Origin of the sequence: Teredinibacter turnerae T7901 (assembly GCF_000023025.1) — a bacterium.
Lineage (GTDB): Bacteria > Pseudomonadota > Gammaproteobacteria > Pseudomonadales > Cellvibrionaceae > Teredinibacter > Teredinibacter turnerae_B.
In genome coordinates, this window is the sequence record NC_012997.1 from 4,610,678 (window position 1) to 4,626,419 (window position 15,742).

Here is a 15,742-nt window from a genome sequence, read left to right on the forward strand (position 1 = left end):
AAAATGAGAGGAGTTTTAAGCACCAATCGCAACAAATGCAGTGGAGAGTTTCTGAAAAGATTATGTATACAAAAACAAATGCGCAATATTATAAATTGGTGGGCCTAATTACTGCCCACCGTTAATAGAAATTGTTAATTAAGCCGCTATTAAAGACTTAACGTACTTGAACGCTTCTTTTGTACTTGGCCGTTGATCACCCACATACATATTTGAGCTGACGGTAAGTCCATCCAACAGCGTTACTGTTAGCACAGAAAGCTTTTTCGCATTTCTCGCACCCAACTCTCGTAAAATCCCTTCAAGCAAGCCTGCGAGCCATATGCGGTATGTCGTCGCAACTTTTTTCAGGGTGTTTTGCGAATCCGGGAACTCTTCTGACGCTTTAATAAACATACAGCCATAAAAGGTCGCCGAGCTAAACCAATCATCATACCAATCAAAAACTGACTTTAATTTTCCATTCGGCGTGCGCGCATGCGAAACCTGTTCTAAAATTTTCAGGCGCAGGCATTCTTCTCGATGCTCCAACACTTTGTGTATCAGGGAATCTTTTGATGGAAAATACTTATAAAAAGTCATCTTTGCGACATTGGACTCTTCAATTATTCGGTCTATACCAACCGCATGAAAACCATGTTGGGAAAAAAGCTCAGAGGCTTTTGTCAAAATCTCTTCTTCTCGATTACGCACAAAAACATCCCTCGTAGTTGTGAAATGGAGTACTGCATTAGCCGGAATCCACCGGTGCGGGGTAAACCCATAACGAGAGCAGGGATCGCGGTACATAATAATTAATTCGCGATTCCAGCAGAATAAAAAACTCCGAACTGCAAACGAACAATACCTTAACACCAGAACCAAGTGCTCGCGAGAGCCAAAACAGTGCAACGCTATTTTGCATTATGTCCAAATGTTACCTGGACAGAAAATAGTGTAACAATTTTTCCCAAGTAATTTCGCAAGATTGCGTGAATGGCACAATTACTTGACTTAGTGGCTGCCTGGTTTAAAAGCCACTTGAATTAGCCGCTGCGTTACACAATAGCTGCTTAACAAAAAAATAATTAAAGCAACCGGAACTGCACAGTAGATCGCGCAGGTTGTCGTAAATGGAATTATTAAACCGGTATCAACTGGCTGTTGATACCTCACACCCAAAAAAAGCAAAAAGGAAAGCCGAGTATGATCACACCTACCCCCTCCCTAGCCCCAAGAGCACAAGCACGCGCCAACATGGAAGCAAGTGTCGACGCGAACATCTGGATGGAAAACGGCAACATAATCGAGACCATTCGCCGCAAGGTCGCCAAACACCCCTTACTTAAACATCCAATACTCGCTCAGCTGGAATCCGGCATGATCGATATTGAGCAGCTCAAGACCATCCATCTAGAATACCGGCATGCGATTGTTCAACTGTTCACTGATGCACTGTTGATGGCGCAATTCCAGACGCGCCAGCTGGAACCTCGCCTGCCACCCGGCAGCAAGCAAGCCCCCCGCTTTTTACTCACATTGAATATTCTTGATGAATTTGGATTCACACCTGACGTAGGCGCCACGGGATACTATACAGGTTCTCCCATTTATGCTCACTACCCGCTCTTCGAAAAGGTGTTGGACTCACTGGACATCACAGCCTCGGCGAGGGAACTGTATCACCCCTCAGAATCGGCACAAACCCTAAATAATTATTTAACCGCCAGTTTTGGCCATTATCAAGAAGTGGTTATTCTTTTGGCCGTTGCCGAGCAGCAGGTTATTACCTTCAGCGCCGCCTTACGCGAGGCGCTTAAAGTTCACGGATTTGACGTGAGCAAGGGCTATTATCATGTTCATGGAACCAGTGATTCCAAGGAGACTAACGCCGCAGATGATGATCATCAGGACGATCTCTGGCTCGCATTACAGCAGGCTGTACTTCCTGAAGATTGGGAAAATCTTCAGCAAAAGGCGGATACCTACCTGGATTTGTGGCACACATTTTGGGATTGCCATACGTTGCATGTTGAAACAGTGCATGCACAGACCGCGTAAGCGGGTTTAATTTGGTCTGGAGCCGCACGATTAGTCACCGATATCACCAATAAGAGTAATCCCCGCGACCGCGGTTTTGGAGAGCCTCTTTAGGTCAAGCCGCCACCAGTCAGACCGTCCCGGCCAGCCCGACAGCTGGCCGAATACGGCTTCTGGCTTATAACGCGCGCTGGACCAACGCTCGTGAGAACTTGCTAATATAGGAACCTCTGCTTAACCTGCTTTGGCCAACAATCGTCTGGCCACACTAACAGCATTTATCGCGCGTCGCTCGCGACCCTAAGCGACAACTACTGATGGGCACCAGATTGGGAGTAAATATCGCCCGCTTCCTCGTAAATCCTGTATCTGACTCAAAGGCTCCAATAATCGCAAGCTCGTTGATCGAGCATAAACGAGAGGGTGGCATTCGAACGTTTTCTCTCGAAAAACTTTTTCTCGTAAAATTTCTTCTTTCTAAATATTTATGTCGCAATACGTCTTGTAAAACAAGCGCTTATAAACCTTACTTGCAAAACCCTACAGATACTGACGGGAGTAAGACTTCACACCGTATAGCTGTGATATTCTCATTAACTTTTGGCCGAATTTGTATTTAATAAATCAAGTTAAACGCAAAAACAGCCCCTGAACTGCGGGCTGTTTTTGATTGTTTAAAAATTAAACAATAAATCTAGTGGAATTTCAGATAATGACCGTAGGGCGTATCGGAGCCGTAGACTGGAACAATAAAATCGAGAATTTTTTCGAATTCCATCACGTCTCGCGATGTCCAACCACTTATATCACCATCAATTACAATATGATCTGGCGTGTGATAAACCGTATCAAAGTACTGCGTTAAAAAATAGCCGAAATCCACTTCGTTTTGAAGTTCCCCAATCCCAATCTTGTTAGTCAACCGAATCTCGTAATCCCCATGATCGTCACACTCCTTTGGCATTAGCATGATCGGCATTGTGCTAAATTGCTCAATAACATCGCATGTAGTTTGATCGTTGCGTGCGTACGGAGCACCGAACGTTTTAAACTCCAATCCTAACTTGGCTTTAGCCAGCGTATTGGTATCCAAAATGGACTCACGCTGATGTTTTTTTGGGGTGCCGTCGTACTCTGTCTGCGCGCCAGAGCGAAAGCCATTCCAACCATTGTTCCACAATTCAATATCACTATCGGCCACTAGTTCAGCTAAATAGGTTAAAAAGGCGTTTTTTTCCGGGCTCCCATCGTCAATCAAGTCACGGCCCTGAATACCAATTGCAAGTTTGGCGCGATTGCGCTTGGCAGCAGCGACAACCTCGCTCGTCTTGGCCATACTCTCATAGGTAGGCTCAAGTCCTCGAAGAGAGACAATCGTATCAATATTCCAATTCCAGGGGTCCAGTTCAAAAGCATAAACAATATCGTCGATGTGTATAACCGAAGGAACGCCGCCACCGAAGCAAAACTGTATCTTAACGCTATCGCCCCAGACATAGTCAGCAGGCTCACCAAAGAATCGATAGTATGATGACTCTGAAGTTAACACATAGCTATGACCGTAAACTATATCAGCCTCCTCCTCATCAAAAAAAACAACTTTTACCTCAGCGCCCTCAGTGTCCGACCACGCCGAAAAATAAAACTCGAGCAGACCACCCTGGGTTGGTTGATTCGGCAGGTAGTAGATGACATCTTCACATAGATCGCCTGGAGTCTGCACTTCCACCCGCAAATGCTTATTTATTACTGAAAAATTTGCATCTGCGCTGCCAGTGACCGCTTCTCTCCATTCGGTTTCTACATCGTTAAAAATTTCAGCTGAAATCACCTCCGAAGCAGCAAACACGTCGGAGGCCGCGCCAGCCCCCAATAAAGCGACCAAACAGCCAACTGCGAATTGTTTAATTTTCATAACTATTTCCTTGTTTAGATATTCCATCAATTGGTAAGCCAAAGGGCGACTGCCCTTTGGCGAAAGCAGACTAACAAATAGCGCTACTATTCCCGTGATCAAATTACGAAATTAAGGAATATTTTTGAACTTAAGAAATGTGAAAAACAGGAGTGTAATATCTTGAAATTAAAATATGATTGACGTTTTTTTATTATTAATTTAGATGGCGAATTATTTTACATTATCCAATAGGAAATTTATTACCCCAATTGGTGGAAATAGGGTTATTTTAGACGCAACGGTACATCCAGGCGCCGACTGCACTGTCAACTTTATATACACAAATTTACGCCATAAAAAATCACCAAACAAACTTGTATGCGTTTAAACTATTTTTTGCGACATAAGCCATTTTTATGGCGGCACAATAACGGGAGTTACCTTGTCTAACGAAAACGCGTCTCACTCGGCTATTTTTTTCTGTGTACGATTAATTCCAAAAGGCAAGGTTGCCAGTTACGGACAGATCGCCCAACTTGCCGGGCTCCCCGGCCGCGCTAGACTGGTGGGGCGCGTGCTTGGCATGTCGCCAACGCCTCTACCCTGGTTCCGTGTGTTGCGCTCCAATGGACAATTGGCGTTTCCGGAGGCGAGTGAAACCGCACGTCGCCAATCGGCCCACCTTGAACAAGAGGGCGTCGCAGTGAAAAAAAATCGCGTCGTCCTTAAAAATTTTGGCTGGCAGCCATCGCTCGATGAGCTGTTTTTGATCGAGGCTGAATTGCAGTCCCTCAACACTGGATAACCGACTGCGCACTAACAGGCCTCTCTGTAACAGACTGTTGCGGCCGCCCCTCTCGACTCGCTCCTGTGTGTACACTAGCGGTAAGCGCTACAGAGGGCTTTACAATGAAAAAACTCTTCCTGGCTTTAGCTGCGTTACCAACGCTCAACGCATGCGTTTTTGTATCACCGAAAACCCGAGTCATAGTTGACCAAGAGTGCGGCACAGCGACGGCCTATGCGACACTTGCACCCGATCCAACACCCGGCCAAGGGCTGGTGATACTGCAAGACCGCAGTGGGGGAAACCTGCCAGCAACAGTTGGCGAATGCGGGGGCGACGAATGTAAAGCTGTGCTGTTTGCGATAGGACGTCAACTAGTCGTGGAGACAGTCGCTACTGTCGGGTATGTTCTCGCTCACAATGCCTATGCAGATGCCGCACGCGCGCGCGACTGTAAAACCAAAACCCAGCAAGTCGAAAATGCCGGCGCGCCCCGTAAAATCATGGAAGAGGACCTTGGCAACTACCTGTAAGCGAACAAACCTCATGTCTGAGTAAGGATGGTTGGCCGCCCGCTTTAGCGGCCACTCCCAACCCAAAAAAATGTAACAGTCTTAAACGAAGTGATACCACGCCCCTCCTCTTAATCAAACATTTCGGCGAAGAACCGCTTGCAAGTTACCGATAAGCTCGCAGGGCTTTGAGCCGTCGCGTTTTCAAATAGACTTTCCGCTAAGCGTTTATGCGTTTTCCAGTGGAATTCCGGATTACCCTTGGCACCTGCTTTCTCGCGGTGATTGAGTTAGGCGGATACCGCGATCCGTTATATACTCGCCTGTTTTAGCAATCTGGCACAGGGAGCCCAACCATGCTTGACCGTTTCGCCGCCTGGACTCGTTTCGTCCTGTTGGCAGCAACCACTAGCACGCTTCTGGCTTGCGGTCAGAGCGGCCCGTTACGACTTCCAGATAAACCTGACGAGGCCCCAGCAAGCTCCACCAGTGAAGTCACCAATACAAGCAACGCATCGGCTCAGGAATAAATAGATACCATGGCGCACTTCAGTTACAACGATAATCAGCTCACGGTGGAGGGTTGTACACTCTCCGCTATCGCCGATACTTACGACACGCCCTGCTACGTGTACAGCCGCGCATCCATTGAACAATCCTACCAGGCCTACGCCAGTGCGCTCGGCGCGCACCCTGGTATGATCTGTTACGCAGTCAAGGCTAACTCGAGCCTCGCGGTGCTTCAGGTGCTTGCGCAACAAGGCGCGGGCTTTGATATCGTTTCTCAGGGTGAGCTTCAGCGGGTACTCGCCGCCGGCGGTAGCGCCGATCGTGTGATTTTCTCCGGTGTAGGTAAAAAAGCTGAGGAGATGCGCTTCGCGCTGCAACAGCAGATTGCCTGCTTTAACGTGGAATCGGCAGCGGAACTGGAAACACTTGCGCAGGTTGCGCAAGCGATGGGTACTACGGCACGTGTATCCCTGCGGGTTAACCCGGACGTGGATGCCAACACCCACCCTTATATTTCCACCGGCCTGAAAGAAAACAAATTTGGCGTTGATATTCAGACAGCACTTGACGTCTACCGTCGGGCGGCCAGCCTGGATGGGATCGACGTGGTTGGGATCGATTGTCATATCGGTTCCCAGTTAACTCAGCTAGCCCCGTTTATGGATGCACTGGACCGTGTCCTGGCGCTGATGGATCAGCTCGCGGAAGAAGGCATCACTATCCGCCATCTGGATCTCGGTGGCGGCCTGGGCGTAACCTATAACAACGAGCAACCCCCTTCGCCCGCAGACTATGTCGGGCAGGTTATTGCCAAACTCGGTGATCGCGCGGTCGCACTGATGTTCGAGCCCGGGCGCTCAATCGTCGCGAACGCCGGCGTACTACTCACCCGAGTGCTTTACTTAAAGCCAACTGAGCACAAAAATTTCGCAATAATTGATGCTGCGATGAACGATAACATCCGCCCCTCGCTTTACCAGGCTTGGCAGCGCGTACTTCCGGTGATTGCGCCCGAAGAAAGCGAACCCACCCAGCAATGGGATCTGGTTGGGCCTGTGTGCGAAACCGGAGACTGGCTGGCCAAGGATCGCGCATTAGCGCTCCACGAAGGCAGCGTACTTGCTCTAATGTCCAGTGGCGCGTACGGGTTTACCATGAGCTCCAATTACAACAGCCGTACCCGAGCTGCCGAAATCATGGTCGACGGCGACAAACATCACCTTATTCGCGCCCGCGAAACCTTTGCCGATTTGGTTCGCGGTGAGCAGCTATTAGGTAGCGAGGACCCTAGCTGATGCGTTTGCGGTTCACCAAAATGCATGGTCTGGGCAACGATTTTGTCATGATCGATGCTATCAGCCAGAAAGTCACCATAACACCCGAGCGCGCCCGCAAGTTGGCTGACCGCCATTTTGGTGTCGGTTGCGACCAGGTACTGGTTGTTGAGTCTCCAGACAATCCAGACGCAGACTTCCGTTACCGTATATTCAATAACGACGGCAGCGAAGTAGAAAACTGTGGCAACGGCGCTCGCTGTTTTGCGGTATTTGTGCGGCAGCGACAACTGACAGCGAAGTCAGACATTGTTGTGGAGACGGCAGCGGGGCTGTTGCGGCTGCATGTGCTTGACGACAACCAGGTCACGGTCAATATGGGTGTACCTGTGCTGGCGCCCGCGCAAATTCCGTTTGTGACACCGCACGAGCAGCCCGAATATCCGCTCCAGCTGGACAACATGGAAATTACTATCAGCGCCGTTTCCATGGGTAATCCGCACGCGGTCACGCTCGTGGATAACCTGGCCAGCTTCCCGGTAAAAACACTGGGGGCACAAATTGAAACTCATGCGCAATTTCCAAACCGAGTCAACGCCGGCTTTATGGAATTAATTTCCCGCCAAGAAGTTAAACTCCGGGTGTTTGAACGCGGCGTTGGAGAAACGCTTGCGTGCGGCACTGGAGCCTGCGCTGCAGTCGTCAGCGGCATTGTCCGCGGGTTGCTCGACACTACAGTTGCAGTTCATCTCCCCGGCGGCAGCCTCAGCATCACATGGGAGGGCGCAGAAAAGCCTGTTATGATGACGGGGCCAGCCAAAGCTGTATTTCATGGACAGGTTAAACTATGAGCGAGTCCATTACGGATAAAAAAGAGCGCCTCACCGAAAAGCAGGTCGCCCACTACTTAAAAACCAATCTCGATTTTTTTAATCGGCATCTCGATTTGCTCAGCGAGCTTCAACTTCCACATGAAAGCGGCAAGGCCGTTTCGCTGGTGGAACGCCAGGTCGCGGTGCTCCGCGAGCGCAATATGGATATGCGCCACCGTCTCAGCCAGTTACTGGATAACGCCCGTGAGAACGACCGCTTGTTCGACAAGACCAAGCGGCTGGTGCTGGCCTTGCTCGAATGCAATGATCTTGGCGATCTGGTCGACGCCCTCTACTACAGCTTCGACAAAGAATTTCAGATCCACTATACCCGCCTGATCATCTTCGGCAACAGCAGCACGCCCGCCAGCGCCGCTCGTATCGCGTCCGTGTACGACGCCCGCGACTACATTGGCAAACGCCTGAAGTCGATGAACACAGTCAGTGGAGGCCTCGATGTGAAAGAGTGCCAGTTCCTGTTCGACGACGATGCACCGCAGGTTGGTAGTGCAGCCGTTGCGATATTGCAGCACGGCTCCCCGCTAGGGGTGCTTGCCATTGGCAACCAGGATCCAAACTATTATCGCTCAAGCATGGGAACGCTGTTTTTGGGCTATATAGCAGAAGTACTCAATCGCTTACTTCCCAAGTATTTGTAGGGGCAAAGAAAAACAGCCGCTAAACGCGGCTGCTTCAAGTAGACTATTTAGATCGGTTGGCCGCCGTAATTGGATTCCGGCTTCTTGGGTGGGTCGGCGACAACGTTCGCAGGTATCTGATTGATCTTCCCCCCGCTCGCTAGAAACGCCTCGACTTCCGCCTGTAGCCGCCTGCGCTCCGCCTCCTTGCTACTTACCCCATCAGAGGCGAGATACTCATCACCCAAATCTACGCCGCCATCATCCTCGGACTCATCCGATTCAATCAACTCTTCATCCGTCATAAATAAACCCTCAAGAATTAAGCAACACTCAAGAACGCCATGGGACAGGCCAATTGAAATTCCGCTAATTTATAGTCCAGAGTGATTTCAATGTCATTTCTTTAAAACAGATTTTTTTAGTTTTTTTTGTTCTAAAAGAGAAAGATTGATAGCCGATTGAGCTATTTTGATCGTGCAAGAAAGAAAGGAGGTTCGAAGAAACTATGTGATTTTCGTTACTGTTCTGGAAATTTCGCAGCGCCAACGGGCTCAGCGCTGCGACAAAAATTAAACCGCGTCTGGGCCTGTTTCGCCAGTACGAATGCGAATAACGTCTTCGCAGTTGGTGATGAAGATCTTGCCATCGCCAATTTTGCCAGTTTGTGCGGCCTTGGTGATCGCTTCAACAGCCTGATCGACCACATCGTCACCCAACACCAACTCCAATTTTACTTTGGGCAAAAAGTCGATTACATATTCAGCGCCACGGTATAACTCCGTGTGCCCCTTTTGCCGACCAAACCCTTTCACCTCCGTTACGGTCATGCCCTGAACACCAATTTCCGACAGCGCATTGCGGACGTCGTCAAGCTTGAAAGGTTTGATTACTGCAGTGATTAGTTTCATGGGAAATTCCTTACGAGCACCTTATTCGTATTTTTAATTATAGGGTTTAAGCCGGGTTCCGGCAGACCAATTCGCAAATTTACACCTTATGCGAAGGCTTGTAAAACGTGTACGCCGTTGATGATATCGGCGCAATGAGCTGAAGGGGCCGATGGCGGGGATAATTGCGCCAACGGGAAACCTGCGCCAGCACTGCTGGGATAAGAAGCTAACCGAGAAGCGCCCCAGTAACAAGAAATTCAAATAATTGATGCGGAGGTATTTTCCAGGCATAAAAAAACCGGAGGTTTTGAGGCCTCCGGTCAGGATTTCAGGCTGTGGCAACCTGATGAATTAAGAACTTACTTTGAAGTACCCGAAAACTCTGGGTAAGCTTCCATACCACATTCGGACAGGTCGACACCGTCGAATTCTTCCTCTTCGCTGACACGAACGCCCATGATTGCTTTGATAGCGATCCAAACAACCAGGCTGGCAACAAATACCCATACAAAGATGGTTAACATGCCCACCAACTGACCAACGAAGGTGGCGTCAGAGTCAGAAATCAGCACCGCGAAAATACCCCAGATACCAACAACACCGTGAACAGAAATCGCACCTACGGGGTCATCGATTTTCAGTTTGTCGAGGAACAGGATAGCGAAGACAACCAGCACACCACCTACGGCACCGATAATTGTAGACATCAGCGCAGTGGGATCAGCAGGCTCTGCAGTGATAGCAACCAGGCCAGCCAACGCGCCGTTGATTGCCATAGTCAGATCAGCTTTGCCGAAGATGATGCGAGCTACGATGAGCGCAGCAATCAAACCACCACAAGCAGCAGCATTGGTATTAACAAACACGTTAGCCACTTCGTTAGCGACGCCAACGCCAGACAATTGCAGCGTGGAACCACCGTTGAAGCCGAACCATCCCATCCAGAGGATGAACATACCCAGCGCAGCCAGAGGCAGGTTAGCACCAGGAATCGCGTTTACTTCACCGTTAGGGCCGTATTTGCCTTTGCGTGGGCCAAGTACCAATACACCAGCAAGCGCAGCAGCGGCACCGGCCAAGTGAACAATACCGGAACCTGCATAGTCAGAATAGCTCAGTTCGTACAGGCCAAATACCGAATTGCCACCCCAAGTCCAGCCACCTTCCAGCGGGTAGATAACGCCAGTCATGAAAACAGCGAATACCAGGAATGCCCAGAGCTTCATACGCTCAGCAACGGCACCGGAAACAATAGACATTGCAGTAGCAACAAACACTACCTGGAAAAAGAAGTCGGAAGCACCAGAGTATTGCAAGCCAGCATCTTCAACGCCAGCATTAAAGTCCGCAACACCTTTAACAACACCAGCAACAGCTGCGTCGTCCATACCAGCAACGGTAGTAACACCGCTTAAGAACCAGCCACCACCGTACATAAAGTCGTACCCGCAGATCAGGTACATGGTGCAAGCGATAGCGAAAAGCGCGACGTTTTTTGTAAGAATTTCTGTTGTATTTTTAGCGCGAACAAGCCCGGATTCCAACATCGCAAAACCCGCAGCCATCCACATTACCAGCGCGCCACACACCAAAAAATAAAAGGTGTCCATGGCGTACTGCATTTCATAAAGAACATTTTCCATACCAGATCTCCGGAAATTTTAATCTCTTTTCTAATTATGAGTTACAGTGCTTCTTCACCGGATTCACCGGTACGGATGCGCACAACTTGGTCGAGGCTGGATACAAAGATTTTACCATCGCCAATTTTTCCGCTGTGAGCTGCTTTACTGATAGCTTCAACAACAGAGTCCAGTTGGTCGTCGGCTACTGCTACTTCCAGTTTGGTTTTAGGCAGAAAATCAACAACGTATTCTGCGCCGCGATACAGTTCAGTGTGGCCTTTCTGGCGACCAAAACCTTTCACTTCGGTCACGGTGATACCTTGCACACCGATTTCTGATAAAGCCTCACGAACAGCGTCCAGCTTAAAAGGCTTGATGACGGCAGTAATTAATTTCATTGGACTGCTCCTCTAATGGTTTATGCAGCGTCGGCGCTGCTTGATAGATATGCTTGCCCGGCCGTTAACACGCTAACAACCGGGCCAACAAAACTTACTCGATAGGCAAGCTGTAGGAAACAACGAACTTCAGGTCGTCATCGATGGATTTACCTTTCACACCATCACCATCAGCAAGAAGAACCTCGTCTTGATCCACAACCTGGCTAAAGGTGAAGCTCAAGTTATCGTTGTACGCGTAGGAAATATCCAGGTGGGTAAACTCAGTGCTATCGTCACCAGTGTGTGAACCAATCATGAATGAGAAAGGCCCGGTTGCGTAACCCAGAGTGAAATAACGGTATGATTCGTCACCACCTTCTGTTGCAATATTTTCGTACCAGGAGAAAGACACAGGGCCCAAGCCCAAAGCGACTATAACTTCAGTCAGGTCGCCGTACTGATCTTCCATGGTACCGCCGTTCGGGTACATGTAGTTCCATACGCTAACGTCGTAAGAGAACATACCAGCAGAACCGCCATAGCCAGCACCCAGATCCCACTCCGTACCAGCGCCAGTGTCACCTGATGAACCCCACAGAGTGGTGTAGAAACCGCCAGCACTGTATGACAGATCGCCAGATACCGCAGGCGTACCTGAACCCAGGTCAAGACCACGCCACAAGTAAGTACTGGCAACCCCAGCAGACGCAGAAATTTCAGCGTTCGCCATAGGAGCGAACGCGCTCACTGCCAAAGAAGCTGCAACAGCACCTGCCAGGATCTTTTTAGAAAATTTCATGTGTTTCCTCCAAATTTTACTTTTTAAGTCTTTTTTTTGAGCTTGGTCGATCACCAGTCCGACGAGCCTGCATGGTTTTAGCACTAACTGCGCCAACTTTGGTTTCTCTATTTATAACAAGGAGTTAGCTCATTTTTTAAAGACAAAACAAGTGATTTTAGATGCCGAAAGCACAATATGAGTGCATATTCCAATTTGGTGCACTCATCATTTGCACCAATTAGGAACATAGCTTCAAATATGGAGTTATATTCCTCGGAGCAAGCTAAAAATCAATATTCCAGGAGGAGGTTTTTAGGTTTCCCAAAGTGCCGCACCATGCACGTTAAGCAGATTTCGATGTGGTGAGATATTGCTAGTTAGCATTACAGGGAGGGGCTTCGGTATTTAAAAATACGTCGAGAATAATTGTGCACATCAGCCAGACAAGTTTGTCTGACTGGGGCGCGCAATAAAATATCGTTTACGAAAATTTAATCACTCCGCAGCAAAGAGAGCGATTAAAGTGCGCAGATGCACCATAATCTATTGGGTAGCATTGGAATAATTGGAAAAAATCAGGCTAACGTTGGTGCCACCAAAGCCAAAACTGTTACTCATAACGCTTTCCATCGGCTCTTCGGTGTATTCGCGTACTAAAGGCAGACCTTCGAATTCTGGGTCGAGCTCGTCTATATTTGCCGCAGCGACCATAAAGCCCTGCTGCAGCATAATGAGCGAATAAATCGCTTCGTGCACACCGGCCGCTCCCAGGCTGTGGCCCGTTAAGGATTTAGTACTGCTAAACGCCGGCAAGTCCTCACCAAACACTCTTTGCATTGCGGCAACCTCAATGGCATCGCCTACCGGCGTACTGGTGGCATGAGTGTTAATGTAGGCAATCGGTGTTGCACGTATAGAACGATGCATCGCTGCCGCAGTGCGCATCGCGCGCTCAGAACCTTCTCCTGACGGCGCGACCATGCTGGCACCATCAGACGCGGTGCCGTAGCCGGTAATCTCGGCGATAATATTCGCCCCACGCGCCAGCGCATGTTCCAGCGATTCCACAATCAGCGCCCCGGCGCCATTTGCAATCACAAAGCCGTCTCGCGACTTATCATAGGCGCGACTCGCTTTCTCCGGCATGTCGTTGTACGTGGACGACATGGCTTTCATTGCATCGAACAAACTGGACTGTGCCCAGTGTTCAGCTTCTGCGCCACCGGCAATAACCACATCCTGCTCTCCCCAGGCCACCATTTGTGCGGCAAGCCCAATTGAATGTGCGGACGTCGCGCAAGCCGATGCGATACTAAAATTCAGTCCGCGAATACCCATAGCTGTACTCAAGCACGCAGAGACAGTATTCGTCATGGTCGCGGTTACCCGGTACGGTCCAACTTTGCGAATACCTTTTTCGCGCAAAAGATCGGCGGCTTCGACAATATCTTTGGTGGAGGCGCCACCGGAACCCATAATCAGCCCCGTACGCTCGCTGTGCAATAACGACTCATCAATGCCGGCCGAGGCCAACGCGTCCTGAACAGCCACCCAGCCAAGCTGCGCTTCCAGCCCCATAAACCGGCGCAACTTTGGTGGAATATCCTCACAGCGCTCGGTGTGTGCCAGGCCAGCTACTTGCGACCGCATTCCCAGCGCCGCGTATTCCGGCATGCTGACAATTCCGCTGTGACTGTGTTTCAAACTGTTTGCAACCGCCTCGGGGGAATTCCCGATTGGCGATACAATACCCCAACCGGTGATGACAACGCGCCTTTGAAACATTAGTATTTACCCTGATGGTCTCTTTAGGAGACTGAATATAGAGTCAAAATTTTGAGATGTCAACGTGAAGAGAACAGACTTTAGCAGCGAGCTATGCTCACTCGCACAAACCCTGAATATCGTGGGAGAGTGGTGGACGTGGCTGATAATTCGGGACATCCAGCTCGGAGTTAGCACCTTTGGCGCGATCCAAACTCACCTGAAAATCTCCAAAAAGGTACTGACAGACCGGCTCACGACCCTGTTAGACGCCGAAATCATTCAAATTAAAGAACCGGGTAAGCCGCGCAGCGGCTACGAACTCACTACAAAAGGCCTCGAGCTCACACCAATTATGCGGCTGATGATTCAATGGGGGGATAAGTGGATCTACGACAATCAGGGCCCGGTGACCTTCGTCCACAATTCATGCGGTCATGAAGCACGCGGAACGCTGGTGTGTGATGTTTGCGGTGAACCCATGAGCAGTACCGATTGCACCGCACACCCGAACGCGGAGTTAGCACAACAATGGCGGGAATATGGGCTTAAGGTACCTGAGCGGTGAAGGCAAAAAACAACCAGCAATTAAGCGGCGTCTTGGGGTACTTACCGAACCATCATTGCGATAAAAAATGGCGTATTCGCATTTTCAATACCCATAGGATGCTTCGAATTCGTTTCGTCAGCTAAATCAAAACAAGTAAAATCATGGGTCATATTTGTTGAGCATGACAGACGATAACATCGATAGATTCATATCGTCATGTATTCATATATCTCGCGCGCAACCAAAACTGCTAGTTAAACCCTTTATACAAGAAACTAGAAACACCCACCCCTTTGGCAGCACGCAAACCGTAGCGCTCCACATACGCGCGCATGCGCACAACATGCCCGGCACAGCGGCCGTAGCGACGGGAGAAATTCTGCACGTGTTCGAGCCAGTTTTTCGGGTCTATGCCAAAGCGCTCGATGATAGGTTTTATAGCATCGGGGATGGCACCGCGCTTATCTGCACGTAAAACTCGGCCGGTTTCATCCACTAAGCGCAAATAATCCTGCTCGGTAAAGGGCAAGGCCACATGAACATCCGTATGGCTGGAACCGTCAAATACCATCAGCGGTGCTTCTGGCTGGTTATCCAATTTTAAATCCGCTTTTAAGCGAACTTGTTTTTCGGTGCGCTCAGCCAGTTCCGGATGCTTTTTAAGTTGTCGTTTTTTTCTGGCAAGCTCAGCTAAGCGCTGCTGAATAGAAGTAAAATCGCTGGTATCCAGACTTTCTTCCATTCCTGCGCGGACCGGGTTTAAATCCACATAGGCCATACAACTGAGTAAAGCGGCCTCGTCCAAAAGCGCCTGGCTTTTATATCGCCCTTCCCAAAAACGGCCTTTGCAGTTTTCTTCCGCATTGGCCATACGCGCGATAGTTTCGTTAACGCCGCGCATAAACCAGCCAATATCAAACAGCCGCTCACGCCAGGTTTCGATTTTTAAATAGACGGCATCGCGCTGCGCCTCGTCTAATGTTGCAGGTGCTTTCAACCAGCGACTCACTAACATATCGCCTTTATAGAGCTGCATCCACCGCTCAACAACCTCGGTACGCGACCAGCTCTGCGCACGGCTTTTATCCACATGCAACACCACATGGTAATGATTGCTCATTACCGCGTAGGCACAGATATCAATAGCGTAAATATATGACAGGAATTTAAGGCGGGAAACAATCCATTGTTTGCGGTGATCATAGCTCTCACCCGTAGAAAAATCTTCCCCACACAAATA

Annotated in this window: 17 protein-coding genes; 8 read left to right on the forward strand and 9 right to left on the reverse strand. The window is 49.4% G+C overall.

Annotated elements, in window-relative coordinates:
• Positions 1-138: 138 nt before the first annotated feature.
• On the reverse strand, positions 139-693 hold the full coding sequence (locus TERTU_RS18500; protein WP_015818666.1) for a TetR/AcrR family transcriptional regulator: 555 nt from the start codon (positions 691-693) through the stop codon (positions 139-141).
• A 492-nt stretch (positions 694-1,185) separates the two neighbouring features.
• On the opposite strand from TERTU_RS18500, the gene TERTU_RS18505 reads away from it, so the two are divergent.
• Positions 1,186-2,040 carry a heme oxygenase-like domain-containing protein gene (locus TERTU_RS18505; RefSeq protein WP_228378195.1) on the forward strand — a complete coding sequence of 285 codons (855 nt, stop codon included), beginning with the start codon at positions 1,186-1,188 and terminating at the stop codon, positions 2,038-2,040.
• 673 nt (positions 2,041-2,713) lie between these two features.
• On the opposite strand, the gene TERTU_RS18510 is transcribed toward TERTU_RS18505, so the two are convergent.
• Positions 2,714-3,976 (reverse strand): polysaccharide deacetylase family protein, encoded by a 1,263-nt coding sequence (locus tag TERTU_RS18510; protein WP_228378196.1) that lies wholly within the window; start codon positions 3,974-3,976, stop codon positions 2,714-2,716.
• Between the two features lie 382 nt (positions 3,977-4,358).
• On the opposite strand from TERTU_RS18510, the gene TERTU_RS18515 reads away from it, so the two are divergent.
• The 6 genes from TERTU_RS18515 (at position 4,359) to TERTU_RS18535 (ending at position 8,530) form a co-directional block, all read left to right on the forward strand.
• On the forward strand, positions 4,359-4,721 hold the full coding sequence (locus TERTU_RS18515) for an MGMT family protein (protein ID WP_015819824.1): 363 nt from the start codon (positions 4,359-4,361) through the stop codon (positions 4,719-4,721).
• Positions 4,722-4,825: 104 nt separating this feature from the next.
• Positions 4,826-5,236, forward strand: a complete 411-nt coding sequence (locus TERTU_RS18520) for a hypothetical protein (protein WP_041590330.1) — start codon at positions 4,826-4,828, stop codon at positions 5,234-5,236.
• 335 nt (positions 5,237-5,571) lie between these two features.
• Positions 5,572-5,745, forward strand: coding sequence for an LPS translocon maturation chaperone LptM (gene lptM, locus TERTU_RS21880; RefSeq protein ID WP_143876302.1), 174 nt, complete (start codon positions 5,572-5,574; stop codon positions 5,743-5,745).
• 9 nt (positions 5,746-5,754) lie between these two features.
• A complete protein-coding gene (lysA, locus tag TERTU_RS18525; protein WP_015820531.1) occupies positions 5,755-7,020 on the forward strand; it encodes a diaminopimelate decarboxylase in 1,266 nt (421 codons plus the stop codon).
• Positions 7,020-7,850 (forward strand): diaminopimelate epimerase, encoded by an 831-nt coding sequence (gene dapF / locus TERTU_RS18530; protein ID WP_015819049.1) that lies wholly within the window; start codon positions 7,020-7,022, stop codon positions 7,848-7,850. Before lysA ends, dapF begins: the two co-directional genes overlap by 1 nt.
• Positions 7,847-8,530 (forward strand): DUF484 family protein, encoded by a 684-nt coding sequence (locus TERTU_RS18535; protein WP_015819577.1) that lies wholly within the window; start codon positions 7,847-7,849, stop codon positions 8,528-8,530. Before dapF ends, TERTU_RS18535 begins: the two co-directional genes overlap by 4 nt.
• Before the next feature lie 47 nt (positions 8,531-8,577).
• On the opposite strand, the gene TERTU_RS18540 is transcribed toward TERTU_RS18535, so the two are convergent.
• The 6 genes from TERTU_RS18540 to TERTU_RS18565 all read right to left on the reverse strand — a co-directional run bounded on the left by TERTU_RS18540 (position 8,578) and on the right by TERTU_RS18565 (position 13,973).
• Positions 8,578-8,814, reverse strand: coding sequence for a hypothetical protein (locus tag TERTU_RS18540; RefSeq protein ID WP_015817954.1), 237 nt, complete (start codon positions 8,812-8,814; stop codon positions 8,578-8,580).
• A gap of 267 nt (positions 8,815-9,081) precedes the next feature.
• Positions 9,082-9,420, reverse strand: a complete 339-nt coding sequence (locus TERTU_RS18545; RefSeq protein ID WP_015818147.1) for a P-II family nitrogen regulator — start codon at positions 9,418-9,420, stop codon at positions 9,082-9,084.
• A 341-nt stretch (positions 9,421-9,761) separates the two neighbouring features.
• A complete protein-coding gene (locus TERTU_RS18550) occupies positions 9,762-11,045 on the reverse strand; it encodes an ammonium transporter (RefSeq protein WP_015818672.1) in 1,284 nt (427 codons plus the stop codon).
• Positions 11,046-11,086: 41 nt separating this feature from the next.
• Entirely contained in the window at positions 11,087-11,425 is a 339-nt protein-coding gene (gene glnK / locus TERTU_RS18555; RefSeq protein WP_015817207.1) for a P-II family nitrogen regulator, read from the reverse strand.
• 94 nt (positions 11,426-11,519) lie between these two features.
• Positions 11,520-12,206 (reverse strand): TorF family putative porin, encoded by a 687-nt coding sequence (locus TERTU_RS18560; RefSeq protein WP_015817664.1) that lies wholly within the window; start codon positions 12,204-12,206, stop codon positions 11,520-11,522.
• 525 nt (positions 12,207-12,731) lie between these two features.
• The gene (locus TERTU_RS18565) at positions 12,732-13,973 is read right to left on the reverse strand and encodes a beta-ketoacyl synthase N-terminal-like domain-containing protein (protein WP_015819379.1); all 1,242 of its coding nucleotides are present in this window, start codon (positions 13,971-13,973) and stop codon (positions 12,732-12,734) included.
• Between the two features lie 64 nt (positions 13,974-14,037).
• Here TERTU_RS18565 and TERTU_RS18570 point away from each other — a divergent pair, with 64 nt between their 5' ends.
• Complete coding sequence (locus TERTU_RS18570) at positions 14,038-14,520, forward strand: winged helix-turn-helix transcriptional regulator (RefSeq protein ID WP_015819796.1); 483 nt, start codon at positions 14,038-14,040, stop codon at positions 14,518-14,520.
• Positions 14,521-14,752: 232 nt separating this feature from the next.
• On the opposite strand, the gene TERTU_RS18575 is transcribed toward TERTU_RS18570, so the two are convergent.
• Positions 14,753-15,739, reverse strand: coding sequence for a transposase (locus TERTU_RS18575; protein WP_080516726.1), 987 nt, complete (start codon positions 15,737-15,739; stop codon positions 14,753-14,755).
• Positions 15,740-15,742 lie beyond the last annotated feature (3 nt).